The 22,040-nt window shown below is 68.3% G+C and carries 15 protein-coding genes; 9 read left to right on the forward strand and 6 right to left on the reverse strand.

Going from position 1 to position 22,040, the window contains the following annotated elements; all coding sequences use genetic code 11:
- Positions 1-92 precede the first annotated feature (92 nt).
- From ACZ4VT_RS12445 to ACZ4VT_RS12465, 5 genes are all read right to left on the reverse strand, one after another.
- The gene (locus ACZ4VT_RS12445) at positions 93-1,547 is read right to left on the reverse strand and encodes an EcsC family protein (protein WP_467948913.1); all 1,455 of its coding nucleotides are present in this window, start codon (positions 1,545-1,547) and stop codon (positions 93-95) included.
- 93 nt (positions 1,548-1,640) lie between these two features.
- Entirely contained in the window at positions 1,641-2,015 is a 375-nt protein-coding gene (locus tag ACZ4VT_RS12450; protein WP_467948915.1) for a hypothetical protein, read from the reverse strand.
- Positions 2,012-4,444, reverse strand: coding sequence for an AAA family ATPase (locus ACZ4VT_RS12455; RefSeq protein ID WP_467948916.1), 2,433 nt, complete (start codon positions 4,442-4,444; stop codon positions 2,012-2,014). The genes ACZ4VT_RS12450 and ACZ4VT_RS12455 overlap by 4 nt, the downstream gene beginning before the upstream one ends.
- Positions 4,445-4,698: 254 nt before the next feature.
- Positions 4,699-5,151, reverse strand: a complete 453-nt coding sequence (locus tag ACZ4VT_RS12460; protein ID WP_467948917.1) for a hypothetical protein — start codon at positions 5,149-5,151, stop codon at positions 4,699-4,701.
- A 328-nt stretch (positions 5,152-5,479) separates the two neighbouring features.
- On the reverse strand, positions 5,480-6,079 hold the full coding sequence (locus tag ACZ4VT_RS12465) for a hypothetical protein (RefSeq protein WP_467948918.1): 600 nt from the start codon (positions 6,077-6,079) through the stop codon (positions 5,480-5,482).
- A 257-nt stretch (positions 6,080-6,336) separates the two neighbouring features.
- On the opposite strand from ACZ4VT_RS12465, the gene ACZ4VT_RS12470 reads away from it, so the two are divergent.
- The 5 genes from ACZ4VT_RS12470 to ACZ4VT_RS12490 all read left to right on the forward strand — a co-directional run bounded on the left by ACZ4VT_RS12470 (position 6,337) and on the right by ACZ4VT_RS12490 (position 15,229).
- The gene (locus ACZ4VT_RS12470) at positions 6,337-8,490 is read left to right on the forward strand and encodes a hypothetical protein (protein ID WP_467948920.1); all 2,154 of its coding nucleotides are present in this window, start codon (positions 6,337-6,339) and stop codon (positions 8,488-8,490) included.
- Between the two features lie 17 nt (positions 8,491-8,507).
- On the forward strand, positions 8,508-10,127 hold the full coding sequence (locus ACZ4VT_RS12475; RefSeq protein ID WP_467948922.1) for a class I SAM-dependent DNA methyltransferase: 1,620 nt from the start codon (positions 8,508-8,510) through the stop codon (positions 10,125-10,127).
- On the forward strand, positions 10,124-11,326 hold the full coding sequence (locus tag ACZ4VT_RS12480; RefSeq protein ID WP_351585166.1) for a restriction endonuclease subunit S: 1,203 nt from the start codon (positions 10,124-10,126) through the stop codon (positions 11,324-11,326). The genes ACZ4VT_RS12475 and ACZ4VT_RS12480 overlap by 4 nt, the downstream gene beginning before the upstream one ends.
- Entirely contained in the window at positions 11,323-14,604 is a 3,282-nt protein-coding gene (locus ACZ4VT_RS12485) for a type I restriction endonuclease subunit R (RefSeq protein WP_467948924.1), read from the forward strand. The genes ACZ4VT_RS12480 and ACZ4VT_RS12485 overlap by 4 nt, the downstream gene beginning before the upstream one ends.
- 133 nt (positions 14,605-14,737) lie before the next feature.
- Positions 14,738-15,229, forward strand: coding sequence for a hypothetical protein (locus ACZ4VT_RS12490; RefSeq protein WP_467948925.1), 492 nt, complete (start codon positions 14,738-14,740; stop codon positions 15,227-15,229).
- Positions 15,230-15,432: 203 nt separating this feature from the next.
- Here the strand turns inward: ACZ4VT_RS12490 and ACZ4VT_RS12495 are convergent, their stop codons facing one another.
- Positions 15,433-16,857: a hypothetical protein gene (locus ACZ4VT_RS12495; RefSeq protein WP_467948926.1), complete on the reverse strand. Its 1,425-nt coding sequence runs from the start codon at positions 16,855-16,857 to the stop codon at positions 15,433-15,435.
- Between the two features lie 388 nt (positions 16,858-17,245).
- Here ACZ4VT_RS12495 and haaT point away from each other — a divergent pair, with 388 nt between their 5' ends.
- From haaT to haaN, 4 genes are all read left to right on the forward strand, one after another.
- Complete coding sequence (gene haaT / locus ACZ4VT_RS12500) at positions 17,246-20,023, forward strand: cyclophane-containing RiPP biosynthesis TPR protein HaaT (RefSeq protein ID WP_467948928.1); 2,778 nt, start codon at positions 17,246-17,248, stop codon at positions 20,021-20,023.
- Positions 20,024-20,129: 106 nt separating this feature from the next.
- Entirely contained in the window at positions 20,130-20,321 is a 192-nt protein-coding gene (gene haaA, locus ACZ4VT_RS12505; protein ID WP_383923002.1) for a HaaA family cyclophane-containing RiPP peptide, read from the forward strand.
- A gap of 13 nt (positions 20,322-20,334) precedes the next feature.
- On the forward strand, positions 20,335-21,489 hold the full coding sequence (locus ACZ4VT_RS12510; RefSeq protein ID WP_467948930.1) for an FxsB family cyclophane-forming radical SAM/SPASM peptide maturase: 1,155 nt from the start codon (positions 20,335-20,337) through the stop codon (positions 21,487-21,489).
- Positions 21,490-21,543: 54 nt separating this feature from the next.
- Entirely contained in the window at positions 21,544-22,032 is a 489-nt protein-coding gene (haaN, locus tag ACZ4VT_RS12515) for a cyclophane-containing RiPP N-acetyltransferase HaaN (RefSeq protein WP_467948931.1), read from the forward strand.
- Positions 22,033-22,040: the final 8 nt, after the last annotated feature.

Here is a 22,040-nt window from a genome sequence, read left to right on the forward strand (position 1 = left end):
ATCATGCAATCATGCACACCGGCCGCGGAGGCGAGGGGGCGCAGCCGACTCCGCAGACACCCCGCCGGGGGGCATGGGCTGGCGGCCATCACTTACATGGTGCTGGCCTGGGGGTCGTCGTCCCGGTCGGTCGCCAGTACCGCCGGTAGCGGCAGTCCGTACTTGTCGCACAGGAACCGGGTCTGGCAGTACCGCTGGGCGTCGGCGGCCACGCCTCCGAGGACCGCCGAATTCATGCCGGCACCGACGAGGACGCCCACGAACGGCACGACCTTGGCGACACTCTTGACGGGCACCCTGGAGCCGGCCGGGCCCAGCTGCTGCATCAGCTTCTCAAGGGCGGCCAGGAGACGGTGGTCCTGGCGGAGCTTCTGTGACCAGTTCACGCGCCCCTTGACCGCGTCCACTGCCCGTGCGACGTCACGCAGCGGCTTGGCTTTAGCCGCCTGTGCCATGAAGGACCGCTGTACAAGGCGTTCAATGAAGTCCTGCTCCTTGGGGTCCTTGGCGTCGTAGCCGTAGGAGTACGCGATGCGCGCTGCTATCGACGTGCTCAGAACCTGGATGACGAGGATGTCCGCGGTCATCGCGGCGGGGATACCGGCTACGGGGACCATGGCCAGCAGGCCCATGGCTCCGCCTTCGAATGCGCCAGCAGTCCGCCACTTGAGGGTGTTGCGGGTCAGCAGCCGGTCGCAGACCTGGAGGTCCTGCTGCCGCAGTTCGGAGAAACTGTCGATTTCGAAGCCGTGCTTGCGGGCGAGTTCCTCAACGTTCTTCGGGTTGTTGAGATCCATGGCCCAGTCGTTGACCAGCTCGAGCAATGCTGCCGCGCCTGCGAGCGCCGGCCGCATGGCCGTGTCGGCGACCGCGTCGCCTGCGCGACGGATCGGTTCCGTGACCGCCTCCGGCACAGCGTCCTTGACCCGTCTCACGGCGTTTCCCGCGACCTCACCGGTACGACCGAGCGCGGCGCTTGCCCAGTTCGGTAGACCACGGCGGTTGTTACGGCGCTGCCAGTGCTCATTGAGCGTGTCCCATACCTGCCCCTCGTACGCGGTCATCGGGGTTGCACCGTCGACCAGTGGGTCGGCGTAAGTGCTCATTGAGTTCTCCATCTCGACTGTGATCGCTGGGTCCAGGGGGCCTTGCCGGCCGACACGTGGGTGAAGCCGCAGCAGTGCGGGGGAGGTGTCCGACGTCGACTGCACAGGCCACCTGCGGGGTGGTAATTCACCTATGCCGCCAGGCAGCGACCAGGCTTGGTGATCCTCGTCCTCTTGAGGCAAGGGCAGGCCCTGGGTCTGGTTGAGGTGTCCGTACACCGTCGGCCAGGGCAGATGAGGGCTCTTGTCGTCGAGCCCTCCGTACGCCTCGGAGTGGGCCTGCGCCTCGGCCTGATTGGCGATGACGTCCTTGCCGCTCGCCGAGGCGGTGGCCGCCGAGGTGCCGCTCAGTTCAGCCAGTTCCGTGGTGTAGCAGTCGTACGCGTGGTCCACCGCCCGCTGCTCGCCGGCGAGGATCTCGTCCCGAGTGGTGGTGCTCATGTGCGTCCTCCCTGCGGTGCCGGGGGACACCGCCGCGGGCATGTGCCCGTACCCCGCTGAAACAACTATCAGAAACCGGACGGTGACGAACCGTCAGTGGCTCAGTTGCCGGACGAGGCCGTTCGCCTCGGCCCGCCAGACCCGTACCTGGGCGCACGTGGGCCCGAGCTCGTACAGGTGGTAGTGGCACCCCAGACTCAGCTGGGACCAGAGGGCCTTCGCCCGTCGAGCCGTCTCGGCCGGCGCGACGGAGTGCAGGAGGAGCAGCTTGGCGCGCCCCGTGGTCCGGGCCAGACCAGGCATCGCAACTTCCAGCACCTGGTCGACGCAGAGCTCCAGCGCGGTCCGCAACGCGAGGCAGGCGCCGCGGTGCCGACCGGCGGTGGTGGCGTCGGCGAGTTCGCCGTCGAGGAGGCGATCGGCCGTCAGCAGCAGACCTTCGACGGAAGCAGCAGCAGGGGCGGTCATGCGGTCACCGCCGGCTTGCGGATCTTCTGCGCCAGGGCCTCGACGTCCGTGACGAAGCGGTGGGGGTCGGGGACCGAGGACCCATCGGGGTGGGCTCCCTTCTGGCACTGCTGGATCAGGAAGCACGACGGGCTTCCGTAGCGGCGGCGCACCTCCTCCCTGACGTCGTTACCGCGCTTCACGTCGCCGAAGAGGGCGAAGGCCGCGACCTCCTGGAACCTCTCCGCACTGTCGATGGCGGCCTGGAGGTCGTGTTCCGATCCGCCGGTGCGGTGGTGCCGGATCCAGGCGGCCTCCAGGAACGCGTTCTCCAGGGCGATCCGGCACAGGCCGGGCAGCACGTGGCTGTACGTCTCGGGGGGAAGCCCCGGAGTGGCGGCGATGGCCCGGGCGTCGCCGATGGCCTGCGCGACCGGGTCGTCGACGCAGGCGACCTTCACCCGGGACCCCTCGCCCCGCGTCACCTGGAAGACCGTGACCGGCAGCTCCTGGTCGGTGAACGCCTTCTGCAGACGGGGATCGTGAGTGAAGACGACGATCTGCCGGTGCGTGCCCAACTCGTGCAGCACCTGGGCGAGTCCGTGCACCTTGGTCGGGTCCATGGACTGCACGGGGTCGTCGATCACGAGGAAGCCGAGCGGGCTGTCCGCGGTCGTGGCCCTCGGCAGGAAGAGGGAGAGCGCGAGGGAGTGCAGCTCCCCCTGGCTCATGACGTCGAGCGCGGGGGCGTCCTGGCCGTCGACGGAGGCCGCCATGACGAGCTTGCGGACGTTCGCCTTCTCGCTGCCCTTCAGGCTCACGGCAGTGAGGTCGACGTTGCTCTCCTGCCGCAGGCGCTCCCAGATGGCCTGCGTGGCGTCGGTGAAGCGCTCCATGCGCTGCTCCCGCAGCTCGGTGGAGAGGTCCTTGAGCCACTTCACCGCCTTGCGGAGGTCGCCCAGCAGAGGCTTGTCCCGCTCGGTCTCGCGCGCCTTGTCCGCCCAGGCGGCGAGCCGGGTGACGAGCGCACGCCACCGCTCGCCGCGCTCCTCCAGCTCGTGGGACGCATGCCTCCTGACGGTGTCGCAGGCATCGACGAGGATCGTGGCGGCTTCTTCGGCGCTCCTGGCGAGAACGGCGGGGTCGGTGATCTGCCGGCAGTCGGTCCACACCTTCCACGGGTCGGCCAGGGCAACGGGGATCCGCTGGGGGTTCTCGATGAGGTTGTGGAGGTTCCGCCTGCCGGTCCGGACGGCGGCGTGCGCGTCCTCGGCGGACTTCGCCTCGTGACGCAGCTCCGCCACCTGTCGGGAGGCGCGGTCGTACCACTCCCGTCCGAGGACCCGTTCCGTTCCGCACGTCGGGCAGACGTCGTCGTCGGGGTGCCGGTCTGCGTGGGCGAGGGCCTTCTCCAGCAGGTCGGCGCGCAGCCAGGCGTTCTCGGCGTCGGTGCCGCGGAGGTCCTCCACGTCGGCGAGGGCGATCCGCAGCCGCCGGACGGCCTCCCCGACCTCCGCCAGGTCGGGCCCGTGTGCCCCGGTCTCGACATGAAGCTCGGCGAGCCGGCTGTCGTCGGCCGGAGGAAGACCGGCGACGAGCGCGTCGATGGTGTCGAGGTCCAGGGCGCCCGGGGTGTCCACGGCGAGCAGGGCCTGCACGGCGCGGTCGTCGTCCTCCAACGCGTAGAGGGCGTCCTTCAGGCCGGGCAGGGCGTCCCTCGTCTCCTTCGCGACGGTGGCGAGGGCCTTCTCCCGCGCGCTCAGCCTGTTGGTCGCGGTGGAGAGCAGGTCCATGCCGAGGATGGTGGCGATCGCGTCGTACCGCTCGGACGGCTTGCCGGTGAGCATGAGGTCGAGATCGGTGTACGAGAGGAACGGCCGGTGATCGGCGAGGGCCGTTTCCCAGCCCGCCTCGATCATGGGGACGGTTCCGTGGCCCGGGCGCTTGAAGGTTGCCTCGGAGCTGCCGAACTCCTCGCTCGACCAGGTGCGGGTGAGGGTGCTGTTGCCGGTGTCGCCCTCGATCGCGAGCTTGAGTTCGATCTTGGGGCTGTCGGCGTGGTGGAGATTGTACCAGTGGCGGCCGCGCGTGGCGTCCTGGCCAGGCCGGTGGACCCGAGTGCCGGTGAAGCCGACCTCGATGGCTTCGGCGAGGCTGGACTTGCCGGAACCGTTGCGGCCCACGACGAGGTTGACACCCGGACGGGGGCTGAGGCTCAGCCGGGCACGGGGGCCGATGCCGCGGAAGCCGTTGACGGCGAGGGAGTCGAGGTAGACGCGCCCGGAGGCGGCGGACGACGTGGTGGCGGTGCCGGCGTCGGCGGTGTCGCTGCCGAGCGCGTCGTGGAGCAGGGCCTTGACGGGGTCAGTGAGAGCCGACTCGGCCAGGCGCGTCGCCACCGTCTCGGCGAGGGGAAGCGCGGTCTGCTGGTGCTGTTCCGTCTCGGTCACGAAGGGCCTCCTGCGCGGTGTGGCGGGATGGGGCGGTGTCGTGCACCACCTGCTGACAGGACGGAACGTTAGAGAGATGGCGAGACTTATCCTCAACGACTGACTGGTAATCGGGGTTATCAACTTCCCTTCTAGGAGCGAAGTTGAGCTCCGCCGCCGCCACCTCTTTCGCACTTGGCGTGACGAGGCCCTGGCGCCGGGGAAGCTCGGTCGGAGCCGCCAGGGCAGTCGTCTGGCCCGGTGCCGTCGTTCAGTCATCGCCCGAGGGTGAACGTGAGTCCTCCGGAACGCAGTTCGTCCTCGGTCTGGGTGAGGCCACCGCGGTGGGCCACCTCCACCGTGTAGAACTTCGAGCCCTGAGGTATCCCCTCGATCGTGAACGGGAACTCGCATCCCAGCGCCGCCTTCTTCCCGCCTTCCAGTTGGCCGGTGGCGACGAGAGTGCCGTCTGCGCCGGTGACGTTGACCTGCGCACCGCGCTGGATGTCCGAGTAGCCGTCCAGCCCGGTGCAGCGCTTTCCCTCCTCAAGGAAGGAGAGGGAGGAGTCGGCGAGGGTGAGCGTGCCGCTCGCCCCGAAGGTCTTCTCAGCGGAGGATGCCGCGCCGCCGGACAGGGAGACGATCAGCCAGCAGCCACGCGTGACCGCGGCGCCGAGGGCCAGGCCGACGGCGAGGATCGCAGGGCGGGACAGCCGGGACCAACGCAATGCGTCCGCCGGGGCGTTGCGAGTGGGAGCCGACCCTTCACCCCCGGACACGGGCGATTCCGGAGGCGGCGGGATGCTCGGGGGCTGTTCGGGAGAGGTGGCCATTCGGACGGTCCTTCCATCGGGGGCGCGGCGGGGGCATCGGTGGCGAGGACTACGGGCCCGGGCACGCCCTTGGTCACCTGGTCGGTGACGATCCCCAGCCGGCCACGGGACGCGGGGCGGGGCGAACGGGCAAGGGGAGAACGGCGGCCCACGGTTCCTCTGGTTCGGGACGATGGGAGCGATCGCTTCGGATCGGAGCGAGGCAGAAGCCGGGATCGGTGGCTCAGCCGGCCTTCTTCCACGGCAGACAGCCTTTGACCTCCAGGTACTCGCCCTTGCGGACGGTCACACGGGTCTGCTCTTGAACGTTTCCGTTGGCGACGATCGACGAGAACTCGCCGGAGGCGTCCTTGTGCCGGGCCCAGTAGCAGTTGGGGATGAGGCCGTCCTCCGGACCGGCGGTCATGTACGTGCCGGGCTCGATGTCCTCGCCGACCAGGTCCTGACCGTCCCCCTTGAAGGAGGTTGCCGGTCCGGGCTTCGCAGTCGGCTCGGTGGGCGGGGGCGGGGTGCTCGAGGCCGGCGTGCGAGCGGGCGCCGGTTCAGTGGCCGGGGGCTCGTGTGCGCGTGTGGTCTCGGCGGCCCGGGAGGGCGTGGTGACCGTGGGCGCGGGCCGCTCCCGGCCGGCCTTGTCCTCGGTGGCGTCGGGGCTGCCGATCGCTACGCCGACGATCAGGGCGACGAACGCCGTCACGCCGTGGGTCAGCCACGCCTTCGCCCGGGACGGCCTGCGTGTGGGGGCCGGCAGCATCGGCGGCGGCACGGGGCCGCCGCCGGGGCCGGAGTGAGGGGGGCCGGGCTGCATCGGGGATGTGCCGGTCATGACGGAGCTCCCTGGCTTCCGGGGATCGCGTGGTCGTCACGCGATCGGCCTGTGAATGAGGGAACCTGCCACTCACACGGAGGATGCGACTCCGCCATTTTGATAAGAGGGGTTACCAGGCAGCCGATGGATCATTCCTTGATCGGCGGTAGGCTTTCTGTCGTTCGTCTCCGACGGCTCCCGGAGCCGTCACAACGGACGCGATTCCGCGGAGCTCCGTGGACGTCCGCGAAAGCCCACGGCACGGAGGAGGACCAATGAGCAGCCCGACGCCTGTCGACGACTCCCCCATCCTGCCGGGCCCGCTCTCCTGGCGTATCGGTTACGCCGAGATCGCCGCCCTCGCCCAGGTAAAGCGGCCGGTCCCCACCACCTGGAGCCGGCGCCACTCCGACTTCCCCGCACCGGTGACCCGCGAGAGCGGCAGCCCGCTCTTCGATGCCCGGGAGGTCGTCGACTGGCTGATCCGGACCGGCCGCGGCAACGCCGAGCCCCGCCGTCTGCGGGCCGAGGCGGCCCTGCACACCCTCTCCGCCTGGCGGTCCTACGGCCTTTCCGCCCCCGTTCTGGTGGGTGCACTGACGGCCTTGATCTGCCTGCGCCAGCAGTACGACGCTCCCGTCAGCGAGCACGCCTGGGGCGACCTCCTCGATCAGGCCGCCGACCTCGACGCTGAAGACACCTTCCTCCTCTCCGAGCTGCGGGCCGTCCCCGACCCGGACCACCTGGGCCCGGCCCTGGGGGCGCTCGCCGACGAGCTAACCGAGGCCGCCTACACCCCCGCCGAAGCCTTCGGCTGGGTTCTGGATGCCCGCCGTCGCCTCGGCTCCCACGACCTCGCCGCCGACGAACCCACCCCTGTGGTGACCCGCGCCCTCGCGGCCCTGGCCGGCATCGACACCCTGACCGACGAGGCCGTCCTCGCCACCCCATACGCCCGCAGCGGCGACCTGCTCGCCGCCCTGCACACGACGGCGCCAGAGGACTCCGGCCACACCTACCTCGCCGCGGAACCCGACTCGGCGCTCGCCCGCCTCGTCCGGCGCCGGATGCTCGTCCGGGGCGTCTTCGAGTTCTTGCTCGACGTCACCGAGGGCGAGGAGCTGTCCACGGACGACTGGGGCGACCCCGACGTACTGGTCTGCGTCCTCCCGTACGAGGCGAGCGAGACCCGCAGCGCCCGCCGGACCCTGGAGCGGATCCAGGACCTCACCGACTACCTCGGCGACAGCTCGACGGCGGTCGTCCTCGGCCCGGCCGACGCGCTCGTCCGATCGCTGCCCCGGCACGGCGACGCGGACCGGCTGCGTCGCTCCTTCCTGGGCGAGGGCCTTCTCAAGGCGGCGATCAGCCTGCCCGACGGAGCGTTCGCCTACCGCCCCGGCTACCGCACCGCTGTCTGGATCCTCGCCCGCACCCCCGAGGACGAGCGCGCGGGCCGTGTCCTCCTCGCCGACTACTCCGCCCAGCCGCTCACTGAGCCGGTCCTCGACGTGCTCGCCGAGGACATCGCCATCTGGCGAGCCTCCGCATGGCGTGGCGACCGCCGCCACGAGTTCCGCCATGCGGTCGTCGTGCCGGCGAAGGATCTCGACGACCGGCCGGGCTCTGCCTTCACACCCCAGCACCGCTCACCCGAATCCCGGTACACCAGAGTCGTCGTAGAACGCCCCGCCCGCATCGCCGACGTGGAGCGGCACCTCGCCGAACTCGACGAGCGGGCGACGCGCCGGGCCGGCATCGACGGCCCTCTGAAAACCGGGGCCGTACTCCGCACCGAAGACCAGCCGGTCCGTCGCACGACCATCCGCCGCCTCCTCAAGGACCGCCGCCTGCGCCGCCGCCCCGGCCACCGCATCGCCCCCGAGCACCTCGCGGCCGACGGGCACTACGCGGTGATCGGGCCGGAGGAGATCCTCGGCGCCTCGCGGTTCGGCAGCCGCCGAATCGACCGGGGCCTGGTCCTCACGGCGTACGAGCACGTCCAGTTCACCGAGCCGGGCGACCTCGTCGTCACCACCAGCCCGCGCTTCGGCGTCCACGTCGACACCGAGGGCCTGTCGGTCGTCGTCGCCCCCGCCCGCATCCTGCGCGTCCATCCCGACGCCGACCCCCCGGTGCGGCCCCGGGTCCTGGCGGCACTGCTGCGGGCTTCCGCCTACGACCACGGCCGCACCAGCGGGGCCGTACGCGCGTCGCGCGGCATCGAAGATCTGAGCGTCCCGGACCTGAGGCGCGAGGAGCTGGAACGGTACGAGGCCGTGCTCGCCGAGATCGAGCGCCGGGCGGAGCTGCTGCGGCAGCAGTCCGAGGCCCTCGACAACCTGACCCGCATCACGGCCGCCGGCGTAACCGACGGCACTCTGACCATCCAGCACCTGCCCGAACTTCCCGGAATCACCAATCACTGAAGGAGGCGGCCCGCCTTATGCCCCCGCGCAAGAAGAAGCCCACCGAGCAGGAGGAGCTGTTCAGCGCCTCCACCCCTAAGGAGATCCAGGCGATCCTGTGGAAGGCCGCCGACAAGCTGCGCGGCTCCATCGACGCCGCGCAGTACAAGGAGTTCGTCCTCGGCCTGATCTTCCTGAAGTACGTCTCCGACGCCTTTGAGGAGCGCCGCAACGAACTGGCCAAGGAGCTCGCCAAGGACGGCATCTCCGAGGAGCAGATCGGCAACTTCTTGGAGGACCGCGACGAGTACACCGGCGCCCACGTCTTCTGGGTACCGGAGACCGCCCGCTGGTCCTGGATCGCGGCCAACGCCAAGAGCCAGGGTGTGGGCAAGCTCCTCGACGAGGCGATGGATGCGGTCATGCGGGAGAACGCCGCCCTGACCGGCGTCCTCCCGAAGATCTTCAACCGCGACAACGTCGACCAGAAGCGTCTGGCCGGGCTTGTCGACCTCATCAGCGACGCCCGCTTCGGCGCGACCGAGGAGAAGCCAGCGCAGGACGTCCTTGGCGAGGTGTACGAGTACTTCCTCTCCAATTTCGCGCGTGCCGAAGGAAAGAACGCCGGCGAGTTCTACACGCCACAGTCCGTGGTCAGGCTCATCGTGGAGATCCTGGAGCCCTACCACGGGCGGGTCTACGACCCGGCGTGCGGCTCGGGCGGCATGTTCGTCCAGGCGGCCAAGTTCATCGATGCCCACCGCGGCAAGGGTCATAAGGCCGATCTCTCCGTTTACGGCCAGGAGCGCAACGAACGCACCTGGCGCCTGGCCAAGATGAACCTCGCCATCCACGGTATCGACGGCAACCTTGCCACACGGTGGGGCGACACCTTCGCCGACGACAAACACCCTGATCTCAAGGCCGACTTCGTGATGGCCAACCCGCCGTTCAACATCAAGGATTGGGAGCGAGACGAGAACGACAGTCGATGGAAGTACGGCGTTCCTCCAAAGGGCAACGCCAACTACGCGTGGCTCCAGCACATGGTCTCGAAACTGGGTGAGCGCGGCACGGCTGGCATCGTGTTGGCGAACGGTTCGATGGCCTCGCAGCAGAGCGGTGAGGGCGAGATCCGCCAGTCGATGGTGGAGGCGGACCTGGTGGCCTGCATGGTCGCCCTGCCGCCCCAGCTGTTCCGTACCGTGCAGATCCCGGCGTGCCTGTGGTTCCTGGCCAAGGACAAGTCCCCCCAGGGGCCGAAGGGCCTGGTCGACCGACGCGGGCAGATCCTGTTCATCGACGCCCGCAAGTTGGGCGAGATGGTCGACCGCACGGAGCGCGTGCTGACAGACGACGACATCGCGAAGATCGCCGGTGCCTACCACGCGTGGCGGGGGACGGAGTCAGCGCGCGCCGAAGGGCTGACGTACGAGGACGAGCTGGGCTTCTGCGCCTCGGCGGAGCTGGAGAGGGTGCGCGCTCACCAGTACGCCCTGACGCCGGGCACGTACGTGGGCGCCGTCGCGGCGGCGGAAGAGGACGTAGAGACGGTGGCGGCACAGATCGCCCTCCTGTCGGAGGAGCTGTTCGGGCTGTTCGCGAAGTCGGCAGAGTTGGAGAAGACGGTGCGGGAACAGCTGGAGGGCATCGGATGACTGACCTGACGTTGTCGGACCTTTGCGAACTCATCGTGGACTGCAAGAACCGGACGCCACCTGAGGCTAATCCCGGAGAACAGCCCGTAGGATTTGCCATCGGAACGCCACATATCATCAACGGGCGCATTCGACTCTCCGAAGCCAAGCCGGTTAGTCAGGAAACCTTTGACATCTGGACAGCTCGCGCGGTTCCGCAAGAAAATGACATCGTCCTCACCCGCGAGGCCCCAGTGGGGCGGGTCGGCCGCATCGAGGAAGGAATGCTCGTCTGCCTCGGACAGAGGACCATGCTCCTGCGCCCGGAAACGCAACGCACGGATTCACGTTTTCTTCAGTACTTCCTTTTGAGTTCTACGGTGCAGGACCTTTTGCATGCTCAGGCATCAGGGTCCACAGTGGCACACCTGCGCGTCGCACAGGTCCGCGATCTGAAGGTCCCTCCGGTTCCACCTCTTAAGGAGCAACGCCGAATCGGTGCGGCGCTCGGGGCACTGGACGACAAGATTGCCATCAACGAACGCGTCATGGCCACGACCAGGCAACTCGGACTTGCCCTCTTCGCTCAGGCTGTCCTGGAGGACGATCCCGTCAAAGTTGACATCGATTCGGTATCCAGGTTGCTTACCCGAGGGATCGCCCCCAAATATTCAGAGGATCCGAACGCCCTCGTCATCCTCAACCAAAAGTGTATCCGTGACGGCCGTGTGAGTCTCGCCCCTGCACGCCTCACTGTGCGCGAGAACGTAAAGACTCCGAAGCTCCTGCAGCGCGACGATGTTCTGGTCAATTCCACCGGCGTCGGCACCCTCGGACGAGTCGCACGATGGACATCCGACGTCCGTGCGACCGTCGACTCGCACGTTACGATCGTGCGCTTCGATGAGAGAGAAGTCGACCCGGTGTGTGCCGGCTTTGCCATGCTCCGCGCTCAGCCCGAAATCGAGGCAATGGGTGAGGGGACCACCGGGCAGACAGAGCTTCGGCGCAGTCAGCTCGGTGGTCTAGAGATCACTCTGCCTAGCGGGACGCGCCAGCGACGACTTCGGCCCGCCCTCGACGCATTGGAGGGACAAGGGGGTCAGGCTCTGGCAGAGGCGAAGTCCCTCGCCGCGCTTCGCGAAATCCTCCTTCCCCAGCTCATGTCCGGCCGCCTCCGCGTCCGTGACGCCGAGAAGATTGTCGAGGACCACGTATGACCGACGCCCCCGACAGCGACCGACAGAACCACCGCCCCCACGAGTCAGACTGGGAGCTCCTCGCCCTTGATGAGCTGGGCGAGCTTGCCTGGGAGCCCGCCCCCGGCAACGAGTTCGCGCCTGGCTCCGGGCACCGGAAGTCATGGGACGACCTGATCCTGTACCCGGACCTCCGGGAGGCGGTGGAACGGCTCAACCCGGACTTGCCGCCTGACGCCGTCCGGGATGCGGTCGGTGTCGCCACGACGCCCGGCTCGCAGGACACGTACGAAGAGAACCGCACCGCGCACGGTCACCTGACCGCCGGCATCCGGTCCGTCACCTACACCGACGCGTTCGGGGCCGAGCACAACCCCACCATTCGGCTCGTCGACCTCGACGATCCGGCCGGGAATGTGTACCGCGTCCTCAACCAGGTCACCGTCATCGACGGCGAGAAACGCCGCCGCTTCGACGTCGTGCTGTACGTGAACGGGCTGCCGCTGGCCGTGCTGGAGCTCAAGCGCGCCGGCGACGAGGACGCCACCCTCCAGGATGCGCACTCTCAGGTCACCCGCTACATCGAGGAGTTCCCAACGGCGTTCCGGTACAACGCGGTCGTCCTCATCTCGGACGGCGTCACCGCGAAGTACGGCACACCGTTCGCGCCGTACGAGCACTTCGCACCCTGGAACACGGACGAGCTCGGCGAGCGTGTCGACCCGCTCTCCGCCGAGGGCATATGGGACTCGGGCCAGAACCTGGCCCTGCACGGCCTGTTCGCCCAGGACCGGTTCCTCTCCCTGATCAAGTCCTTCGTCAACTTCGTGCCGTCGAAGCGGATGAAGCGGATCGCGAAGCCACACCAGTACCACGCGGTGACCCGTGCCTCCGAAGCCGTGCGAGTTGCGGCTGCGAGCGACGGGAAAGCCGGCGTCGTCTGGCACACGCAGGGCTCCGGCAAGTCAGAGGAAATGGTCCTCACCACCACCATGGTGATGAAGGACCCTGCGCTGCTGAACCCGACCGTCGTCGTCATCACGGACCGCACCGATCTTGACGACCAGCTGTACTCCACGTTCCTGGAGAGCGAGATCCTCCCGGAGAGGCCAAAGCAGGTCCTCACCCGCGCCCAACTGCGCGAGGAGCTGGCGGCGAAGCGAGTCGGCGGCATCCTCTTCACGACGCTACAGAAGTTCGGTCGTACCAAAGAGGAGAAGGAGTCCGGCGCGGACCACCCTCTCCTCTCTGACCGACGGAACATCATCGTCGTCGTCGACGAGGCGCACCGCAGCCACTACGACAACCTCGACGGCTACGCCCGTCACCTGCGCGACGCGCTCCCGCACGCCACGCTCCTCGCCTTCACCGGCACCCCGCTCTCCCAGGCCGACCGCAACACTCGCGATGTGTTCGGCGAAAAGGGCGATTACAACGGCTACATCGACGTGTACGACCTCAAGCGGGCCGCCGACGACGGTGCGACGGTGAAGGTCTTCCACGAGAGCCGGGTCATCCAGCTCGTCATGGACCGGGACGTCGACCCGACGTCGATCGACGAGGAGGCCGACCGGATCACCGACGGTCTCGACGATGTCGAGCGCACCCGTGTCGAGCAGGCCGTCGCCACAATGAACGCGATGTACGGCGCGCCCGCCCGCATCCGGGACCTTGCTGCCGACCTCGTACAGCACTGGGAGACGCGCCGTAAGGCGATGCAGCCGTTTGTTGGCGTCTCCGAGAAGGGCGGCGCGACCGGCAAGGCGATGATCGTGTGCGCGACCCGCGAGATCTGCGTCGGCGTGTACGACGCCCTGCGCGAGCTGCGGCCCGATTGGCACAGCAACGAGTTCGAGAAGGGCGCGATGAAGATCGTGTTCTCGTCGAACACGCGTAAGGACGACAAGCGGCTGCTCGCCCACGCCCTAAGCGACAGCCGCCGCAAGGCCGTCATCAACCGGGCAAAGGACCCGGAGGACGAACTGCAGCTGCTCATCGTCAACAACATGCTGCTGACCGGCTTCGACGCGCCGCCGGTCCACACCATGTACCTGGACCGGCCGCTCAAGGGCGCTGGCCTGATGCAGGCTCTGGCCCGCGTCAACCGCCGCTTCCGGGGCAAGGAGGATGGCCTCCTCGTCGGGTACGCGCCGCTCACCGAGAACCTCCAGCGGGCGATCGCCGAGTACACGGATGCGGATCAGGAAGACCGTACGCTCGGCCAGGACCTCTGCCGGGCGCTGGACGAGCTGCGCAACGAGTACGGGATCCTCAACGACATCCTGCGCGGCCTCGACTGGCGGGCTCGGCTGGACGTCCCCTCCAAGACAGCGTTCATCGACGCCGCAAGGCGGGCCGCGAGTTACCTCCTGGACCCGGCCACCCCCGGCAACAACCCGGAGAAGCTCGACGACCCACGACAGACGCTCGGTCGGCGCTACCGCGAGCACGCCCACTGCTTGGAGCGCTTCTACGCGCTCTGCGGCAGCTCCGCCGACATCGGCGAACGCTTCCCGGACCACCCGGCCTGGCGCCGGGATATCCAGTTCTTCGTCGAGGTCCGCGCCTACATGGCGAAGATCGACGCAATGAACCGCGAGGCCCGCGGCCTCCCCGTCGCCCGTGACGTCGAGTTGTACCTCGCGCAGCTGACGTCCTCGGTCGTCGAGACCAGCGGGGTGACCGACCTGCTGGCCGAGGCCGGTCTGGAGACCGTCGACCTGACGCACCTCAACGACGCGCTCGTCACAAAACTGCAGAGCAGCGAGACCCCACACCTGGCGGCAGAGGCCCTGCGGCGGCTCATCGAGCGCAAGATGCGCGAGTTGACCCGGCACAACATCGTCCGGCGCACGACCTTCTCCGAGCGGTTGCAGGACCTCATGGTCCGGTACATGCGGCAGCAGTGCACGGGAGCGGAGTACATCGCCGGTCTCGTGGAGATGGCCAAGGCCGTCATGGAGGACGTCCGGCGCGGCGAGAAGTTCGAGCCGCCGCTGGACTGGCGTGAGCTCGCCTTCTACGACGCGGTCGCCGACCACGGGACCGCCCTCTCAGTGATGGGTGACGAAGTACTGGCCGGCATCGCCCGCGAGCTGGTCGTGGAGGTCCGCAGCAAGCTCGCCCCGGACTGGCTCTCCCGCCCTCCGGTCCGAGCCCGCCTCCGAAGCTCTATCAAGCGCCTCCTGGCCCGCCGCAACTACCCGCCGGACCAGGCGCCCGAGGCCATCGAGCTGGTCCTGAAGCAGATGGAGTACTTCGCCAACGAGTGGTCCACGAACGGCACTCCGGACAGCTGACCCATGGCGGGAGCCAGGAGGACCGGTACGAGGCGACAGGCCCACGCGTACCGGTCTTCCTTGTCCTTAGTGCGTGGCCTCGGGGTAACCCCCCAGGGCATTGCGGCTTCGTAGACGAATCCATACCATCATCATGTACAGATTCGTCTACGAAGTCGAAGCTGGAGGCTCGGTCATGGACCACCCGACCATGCGCGCGGCGGTCGTCGCCGCGCTTGCTGACGTCGAATCGCTACAGGCCAAGTTGAACGGCCTGCTCGCCGGCATCGACGGAACGGACGTCGTTGACCTCGGGCGCCAAGGACTGTGGACGAAAGCGCAGGTCACCCTGCTGTGGGACAGGGTGAACCACCTTCCAGGCGTCCGAGCCCTCTTCGAGGCCACCGCCGAACGGCCCGCCGAGAAGATCACCTTCACGGAGATCCTCCAGCGCTCCGGACTCCAGGAACGCCAGCAGAGCAACGAACACGCGGCCCTCAGCCGTATCTCCACCCAGCTGTTCAAAGAAAGGCGATGGCCCATCGAGAACAGCCAGGGCGTTTCCGACGGCACGACAGGGAAGGCTGAGATGCTCTACTGGATGGACAGCCGCATCGCCGAATGGTGGCGTGACGGCGTGCGGTGAGGGGCCAGTCCGGGGGGCAACCGGTGGTTCCAGCAGCAATAGGTTGCTGCTGCACCTCGGCGCCGACACGTCAGCCGGAGGGCGGGACCGAACTTCAGGGACGCCTTGGTCGTCCCGCCTCTGCCGCCGCGTGACACCGCGAGGTTCACCGACCGCGGGCTTCGCCCGTCCTCGTCAGCCATCCGCCTCAGCCAAGGATGAGCTCAGCGTTCACGCCGCAGCGATACCCACACACTCATGTCGTCATCGCGGTCAAGGAACAAGCCTGACCCGTTCACGCTGGTGAGGTACGGAACCTCCACACCTAGACCGAGAACTTTCGGCTCACCCGTGCTGGTCGTCAGGTTCAGCTCCGCTACGACCGCTTCCGCGCCGCCAGCCGCCGACTTGTTCTGGACCGCCCCGTAGGCCGTGCCGTCGTCGCGGATCGAGGCGAGCACGATCGTCTTGCGGTCCCCGTCACCTTCCAGGCAGATCCCCTTGCCGAGCTTTAGATCGAAGACAACAGGCCCGGCTGCCAGGTAGCGGCGGTCCGGCGAAGTGATCAGGGGGTAGTCGCGAGCCTTGTTGGAGCCCGGGACTTTGTACGCACAGGTCATGCTGGCCTGGAGCTGGCCCGTTCGCACATCGTGCACCGACCACAGCGGGGCGTTCGGAGCGCCGAACGTGCCGCCTGTCGACCAGCCCGCGAGGATGTGGCCACCGGCGACGCCGTACACATCTCCATTCCACGAGCCGACAATGCCCGTCTTCGCTTCGATGCCACTCGGGCGTACGGCGTCACTGAACCAGCGGCCCGGAATGCCGAAGCCTCCGGTACCCATGCCTACCAGCGGGCCATCTGCTGTGGCCGCCATCACGCGGCTGCTGGCGCAGGCCACCGTCGTCGCGCACTGAGAAAGCATGCCGTTCGGCTTCTCGTACGCGTCGACCTTGTCGGTCGCCACGTCCACCGCTGCAGCCGAACGGGGAAAGGCGTCACTATCGCCCCAGGCGACGAGGATTCGCCCACCCGTCAATCCCACACGCACTTCACCGGGGTCCGCCGAAACGGGGACGTCGATCTCCCGCAGCGGCTTGACCGAGGTGCCCGAGGCATCGGCGGCATACACGGCGAGCCGCACCACCTCAGCCCCCTCGTGGAGAGAATCCTTGCCCCGCATTCCGTGCGCGTAGGCGAGCACGTACTCGCGCCCGTCCTGCTCGACCGCCATCACGTCCGGGATCTCCCCCGCCTGACCGGATTCCGCATCGCCCTCCGCACCCTTGATCGGCGTGGGAGGGTTCCAAGGCCCTGAGATCCAGCGGACCTCACCGGTGTCGGCGGCAAGCGCCTCGACGGTGTACCCGTTGGAGGCGGCGTGCATCATGGCAATCACACCCGAGCGCGGTGCGGCAGTCACGGGAATCGTCCGCACCACGCCTGGAACCCAGTTCAAGGTTGCATCCCAGCCCTTGCCCGGGTCGTAGGCCGACGGCACCTTCAGCTCCGCAAGCGGCTTCGCCTTATGGCCCGACTGAGGAATCCCGTTCTTGTCTTGGGCTCGACTGTCACCGCTGCCGCCGCTACAACCCGCCACCAGGACTGCCGCCAACACGACCCCGCCCACCGACCTGGCCACACGCATGCCGCTCTCCCTCTTCGCCCCCGTGGCCCCTCAGAGCTGCCCGTGATCATGCGTTCGGCGACGCTACCAGGGCTGACTACACACCCATTGCCGAGGATCACTCTCCGCTGGCGATCAGCAGCACGTTCACCTGGTCATCTGGCCGGCTCCGTGAAAGGGGCGTCGGCGCGCCCGACTTAGAAGCCACGCACAGGTTGGCTGATACGAGCCGGTGTGTGGCGGGGAGCTGACCTTGACCAGGGTCCGTGAGAGCTGGTCCGCTTATGCGCGATAGGGCGTCGGATTCGGGGGTTGCGTTCGTGACCAGAGCTACAGCTGGAAAGCTGTGCCGCGCCACAGGCGGCCAGCCCGAACGGACCAATCCCTGCTCCGTCAAGACGACCCACGCATGAGGCTCCGGCGGGGGATTTCCGTCGCCGTCGTGGCCGCCGGCGGAGCCGTTACGACCATGCTCGTGGGGCTCGTCACCAACGCCGTGTCCGAGTCGGAGTGGCCCGGGTGGCTGGGGTGGTTGCAGCGGCATGGCTGGTTCTCGTTCGCTTTGCTCGGCGGGGCCATGGTCGGGCTGGCGGTGCTGCTTGCCGCACTGTCGGAGTCGGGGGCGCCGGAACGCCGCGCTGCGCCGACGCCCCAGCCAGAGGAAGGGGCGGTGCCTCCGGGTGCTGCCCTCGTGTTGCGGTCCCTGCCGCGCGACACCACCGCGTTCACCGACCGATCCGCCGAGCTCGAGGCGCTGGTGCGGTCCGTACGGAACTCGCAGGAGAGCGGCGAGGCGCTGCCTGTGCATGTGATCGACGGAATGCCAGGGGTCGGGAAGACGACGTTCGCCGTACATGCAGGACATGTGCTGTCGGAGCGGTTCCCGGACGGCCAGCTCTTCGTGAATCTGAACGGGCACACGACGGGAAGGCCCCCCGTACAGGCCACCGAAGCGCTCGCATCGTTGCTGGCGGCGACCGGAGTGCCGGCGCAGCGGATTCCTGTCGGCGACGACCTGGGTGCGGTCACCGAGGCGAGGGCGGCCATGTGGCGGAGCCAGCTCGCGAACAAGAAGGCACTACTCATCCTCGACAACGCGTCCAGCTATCGCCAGCTGGAGCCCCTGCTCCCCGGCGGGAGCGACTGTCTAGTGCTGGTGACGAGCCGGAAGCGGCTGGCTGCGTACGAGGAGGTGGTCCTGCCAGTGGAGGCGTTGCCGGCGGAGCATGCGGTCGACCTGTTCGTACGCCTCAGCGGGCGGTCGCCGGAGTCGCTCGATCGGTCCGTCCTCGAGCAGTTGGTGGAGCTGTGCGGGTACCTGCCACTCGGGGTGTCGTTGCTCGCCGCGCGGCTGCGCCATCGCCCGTCGTGGAGCGCCGAGGATCTCCGTGCGCGTCTGGTCACCGCCGGGGACCGGCTGGGAGAGCTCCGAGCTGGGGAGCGCGCAGTCGCCGCGACGTTCAGTCTGTCCTACCAGGACCTCACACCTGAGCGGCAGCACTTCTTCCGGTGTCTCGGCCTCTACCCTGGAACCGAGCTCGATGCCTTCTCCGGGGCCGCGCTCGGCTCGGTCTCGGTGGCGGCAGCACGCGAGGGACTCGACACGCTCTACGACGCCCATCTGATCGAGGAACACCCGGGGAGCCGGTTCCGGCTTCACGATCTCCTACGCGACTATGCCCGCGGTCTCGCCGACGAGGGAGGCAGCATGGCCCCTGTTCATGCCGTTCAGCGCGTGTGCTCCTACTACCTGGCCGCCCTCGCTGGCGCGAACAGACACATTGCCCGGAGCGGCGCCTCCACTCCGAATCCTCCGGATGAAGCCGCCCAATTCGAGACCCCTCCCATCGATTCACGTACGGCGGCTCTCGGCTGGCTGGAGGACGAGCGGGCCAACGTCCTGGCCTGCATCCGAAGGGCGAACGATCTAGCGCTGCACGAGTTGGTGATTCACATGGCTGCGGCGATGGCGCCCTTCCTGCGGCAGGCCGGGCCCTGGGACCAAGCCGTTGGCCTCCACCGCACCGCTGCCGAGGCCGCCCGGCACACCGGCGACCGGCGGGCGCTGGCCAACGCGCTGGCCGAGCTCGGAGTCGTCCGGCGCTTCATGGCGGCCTACCCCGAGGCCATCGAGGCACTGAACGAGGCGGTGACGGAGTACGAGGCGGTCGGCGAGAAGCGAGGCAAGGCTGACGCTCTGAACCAGGTGGGCATCGTCTGGTACATGACCGCGGACAACGACGCCTCTGCCCGGGCGCAGACCGAGGCCCTCGCGCTCTATCGGGAGATCGGCGACCGTCTCGGCCAGGCCAACGCGCTCGCGGACCTCGGCATGGTGCGCCGGCAGACCAGCCGGTTCGACACAGCGGTGACGGCACAGACCGAAGCGTTGTCGATCTACCGGGAGCTGGGCGACCGGTACGGGGAGGCCAACTCACTGCGGGACCTTGGCGTCGTGCACTGTCTCCTGGGCGAGTATCAGCTGGCTGCCCAGCGTCACCGTGAGGCATTCGACATCTACCAGGAGCTCGACGACCGGGTCCACCAGGCGTACGCCCTCAACGAGCTCGGAGTCGTACGGCGCCTGACTGGCGATCCCACCAGAGCGCGGGAGGCTCACACCCGGGCGCTGGAGTACTTCACCGAGCTTGGTGAACGGTTCGGCCGCACGAACAGCGTTCGCTACCTCGGGGTACTGGACCGCATGGACGGGAACGTCACGGAGGCGATCCGGCTGTTGGATGACGCCCTGGGCTCGTACCGCGATCTCGGCAGCCGTGGTGGCGAAGCCGCCGCTCTGGGTGAGCTGGGTGCGGCGCGCGGGGTCGCTGGCGAGCGGGACGGTGCCGTCGAGTCGTTCCGGCGGAGTCTGGACATCCTCCGAGACCTCGGCGACCGGTGCGGTGAGGCGGAGGTCCTGAACCACTGGGGGACGCTGCTGCACTCCTCCGGTGACTGGGCTGCCGCCCGCGGACTCTTCGAGCAGGCGCTGGGACTGGCCCGCGACATCCGCTGCCCGCTTGAGGAGGCACGGGCTTTGGAGGGGATTGGCCGTTGCGACTGGACGGCCGGCGAACGGGCGCGGGGCGAAGGGGCGCTGCGTGAAGCGCGCGATGTGTACCGACGGTTGGGCATCGGCGGGGCGGCAGAGGTCGTCGAGCGGATCATTGCGTCGCAGGCCGAGTAGCGGGGCACGTGGCCGGATTCGATATGTCGCCGAGGGTAGCGGCGCTGCTACCTTGCGGGCTGGTCTGCCACCTCAATCGCCGTTGCACAGCCCCGAGGAGCGTCGAATGCCGTCACGTACGCCCGTTCCCGCACCGCATGCTCCGGCGCCCGTCGTCGCGGAGTCCATCAACGGTTCGGCCGTCCTGGATCGTGTCGCCGTCCGCGTACGGCAGCGGCTGGCGGCCGAGCAGACGGCGTCGAACCACGCCGGCGAGGGTGGTCACCACGCTTCGCTGATCTGGACCTGGCCTCTTTGAGCCGTTCCGCCCGATGACACCGCGCGCGGACGTTGCCCCCTTTCGGTCGTTCATCCTCAAGGTTGCCAATCGCTGCAACATCGACTGCGACTACTGCTACGTCTTCAACTCCGCAGACCAGGCGTGGCGGCATTTGCCTGCCCGGATGAGTACGGACGTGGCCCGGGCGGCCGGGCTGAGAATCGGTGAGCACGCAGCGGTGCACAGCCTGCGGAGCGTGCACGTCGTACTGCACGGCGGTGAGCCGTTGCTCGCCGGCCCCCGGCAGATGGCAGACCTGCTCGGCGCCGTACGGGAGGGTGTTCCGGCCGGTGTGGCGGTCCGTTTCGAGCTTCAGACCAACGGGACGCTCCTCACCCAGCCGTGGCTGGACCTCTTCGAGCGGTACGAGGTCGTCGTGGGCGTCAGTCTCGACGGACCGCCGACCGCGAATGACCGGCACCGGCTGACGCACGCCTCGCGATCGAGTGCCGCCTCGGCCGTACGAGGCATCGAACTCCTGCGGTCCCGGCCGCACCTGTTCGCAGGGCTGCTCGCCGTCGTCGACCTGGCCAACGACCCAGTCGAGGTCCACGACTACCTGGCGTCGTTCGAGCCGCCTGTGATCGACTTCGGCCTGCCGCACGGGACGCACGACGAGCCGCCGCATCGCGACGACCCGAGTGTGCCCGAGTACGGGTTGTGGATGAGCCGCGTCTATGACGCTTGGCTCGCCCGGCCGGAGCAGCGGCACAGTGTGCGGATGCTGGAGGACATCGTGGCGCTGAGCTCCGGGGTGCACAGCTCGGTGGAGTCCCTCGGCCTGGCCCCGCCGACGAGCATCGTGATCGAGTCGGACGGCACAATCGAGGGCGTGGACACCCTGCGGTCCGTCGAGGAAGGCGCCTCCTGGCTGGGACGCGAAGTCTTCAGCCAGTCCTTCGATGAAGTCCTTCACCATCCGAAGCTCATGCACCGGCAAAACGGGAAGGCCGCGCTCGCCGATCAGTGCCAGAGCTGTCCTCTGGTGGAGGTGTGCGGTGGGGGCTATCTACCGCACCGCTTCAGCACTGACCGCGGCTACCGAAACCCCTCGGTCTACTGCGCGGATCTGGAGTACCTCATCCGGCATGTTCAGGACTCCCTGCGCCAGCACGGCTGGGCTCCTCAGGCACTGACGCCCCCGTAGCCACGAGCCGTGCCGCCACGCCAGGATCACGTATTGAAACGAACGAGTGAAGCGATGAAAGAGCGACAGGAGATGTCGATGACCGTGACGATCCGCCCCGCCAAGAGGCGCGACACCGAGGCAGTGGCCGATCTGATCGAGGAGATCGAACGGTTCTACGGGTCGACCGAGATCCAGCCGCTCCAGGAGCGCCGCTCCCAGGTGGAGGAGGCGCTCTTCGGCTCCCCGCCGTTGGCGTCCGCTCTCTTGGTCGAGGACGAGGCCGGTGATCTCGTCGGGCTCGCCGCCTACTCGTTCCTCTGGCCGGCAGCCGGCTCCTCCCACTCTCTCTTCCTGAAAGAGCTCTATGTCCGCGGCACCCTTCGCCGCCAGGGCGTCGGCGCCCGCCTTATGGACGAGCTCCGCGCCCTGGCCTCAGCACGTCCCGGATGCAGTCGGGTCGAGTGGATGACGGACCGCGACAACCCCGGCGCGCGCGCCTTCTACAAGTCGTTGGGGTTCGCGGAGTTCGACGGGAAGATCGTCTACCGTGTGGACACCTAATACGACGT

It is taken from the genome of Streptomyces sp. NPDC029164, assembly GCF_055563995.1.

Coding starts and splice junctions, on each gene's coding strand:
- ACZ4VT_RS12485 (WP_467948924.1), top strand. CDS start 11,323: ATGACCGACGCCCCCGACAGCGACCGACAGAACCACCGCCCCCACGAG.
- haaA (WP_383923002.1), top strand. CDS start 20,130: ATGCCGTCACGTACGCCCGTTCCCGCACCGCATGCTCCGGCGCCCGTC.
- ACZ4VT_RS12495 (WP_467948926.1), bottom strand. CDS start 16,857: ATGCGTGTGGCCAGGTCGGTGGGCGGGGTCGTGTTGGCGGCAGTCCTG.
- haaN (WP_467948931.1), top strand. CDS start 21,544: ATGAAAGAGCGACAGGAGATGTCGATGACCGTGACGATCCGCCCCGCC.
- haaT (WP_467948928.1), top strand. CDS start 17,246: ATGAGGCTCCGGCGGGGGATTTCCGTCGCCGTCGTGGCCGCCGGCGGA.
- ACZ4VT_RS12510 (WP_467948930.1), top strand. CDS start 20,335: ATGACACCGCGCGCGGACGTTGCCCCCTTTCGGTCGTTCATCCTCAAG.
- ACZ4VT_RS12475 (WP_467948922.1), top strand. CDS start 8,508: ATGCCCCCGCGCAAGAAGAAGCCCACCGAGCAGGAGGAGCTGTTCAGC.
- ACZ4VT_RS12465 (WP_467948918.1), bottom strand. CDS start 6,079: ATGACCGGCACATCCCCGATGCAGCCCGGCCCCCCTCACTCCGGCCCC.
- ACZ4VT_RS12480 (WP_351585166.1), top strand. CDS start 10,124: ATGACTGACCTGACGTTGTCGGACCTTTGCGAACTCATCGTGGACTGC.
- ACZ4VT_RS12470 (WP_467948920.1), top strand. CDS start 6,337: ATGAGCAGCCCGACGCCTGTCGACGACTCCCCCATCCTGCCGGGCCCG.
- ACZ4VT_RS12450 (WP_467948915.1), bottom strand. CDS start 2,015: ATGACCGCCCCTGCTGCTGCTTCCGTCGAAGGTCTGCTGCTGACGGCC.
- ACZ4VT_RS12490 (WP_467948925.1), top strand. CDS start 14,738: ATGTACAGATTCGTCTACGAAGTCGAAGCTGGAGGCTCGGTCATGGAC.
- ACZ4VT_RS12445 (WP_467948913.1), bottom strand. CDS start 1,547: ATGAGCACCACCACTCGGGACGAGATCCTCGCCGGCGAGCAGCGGGCG.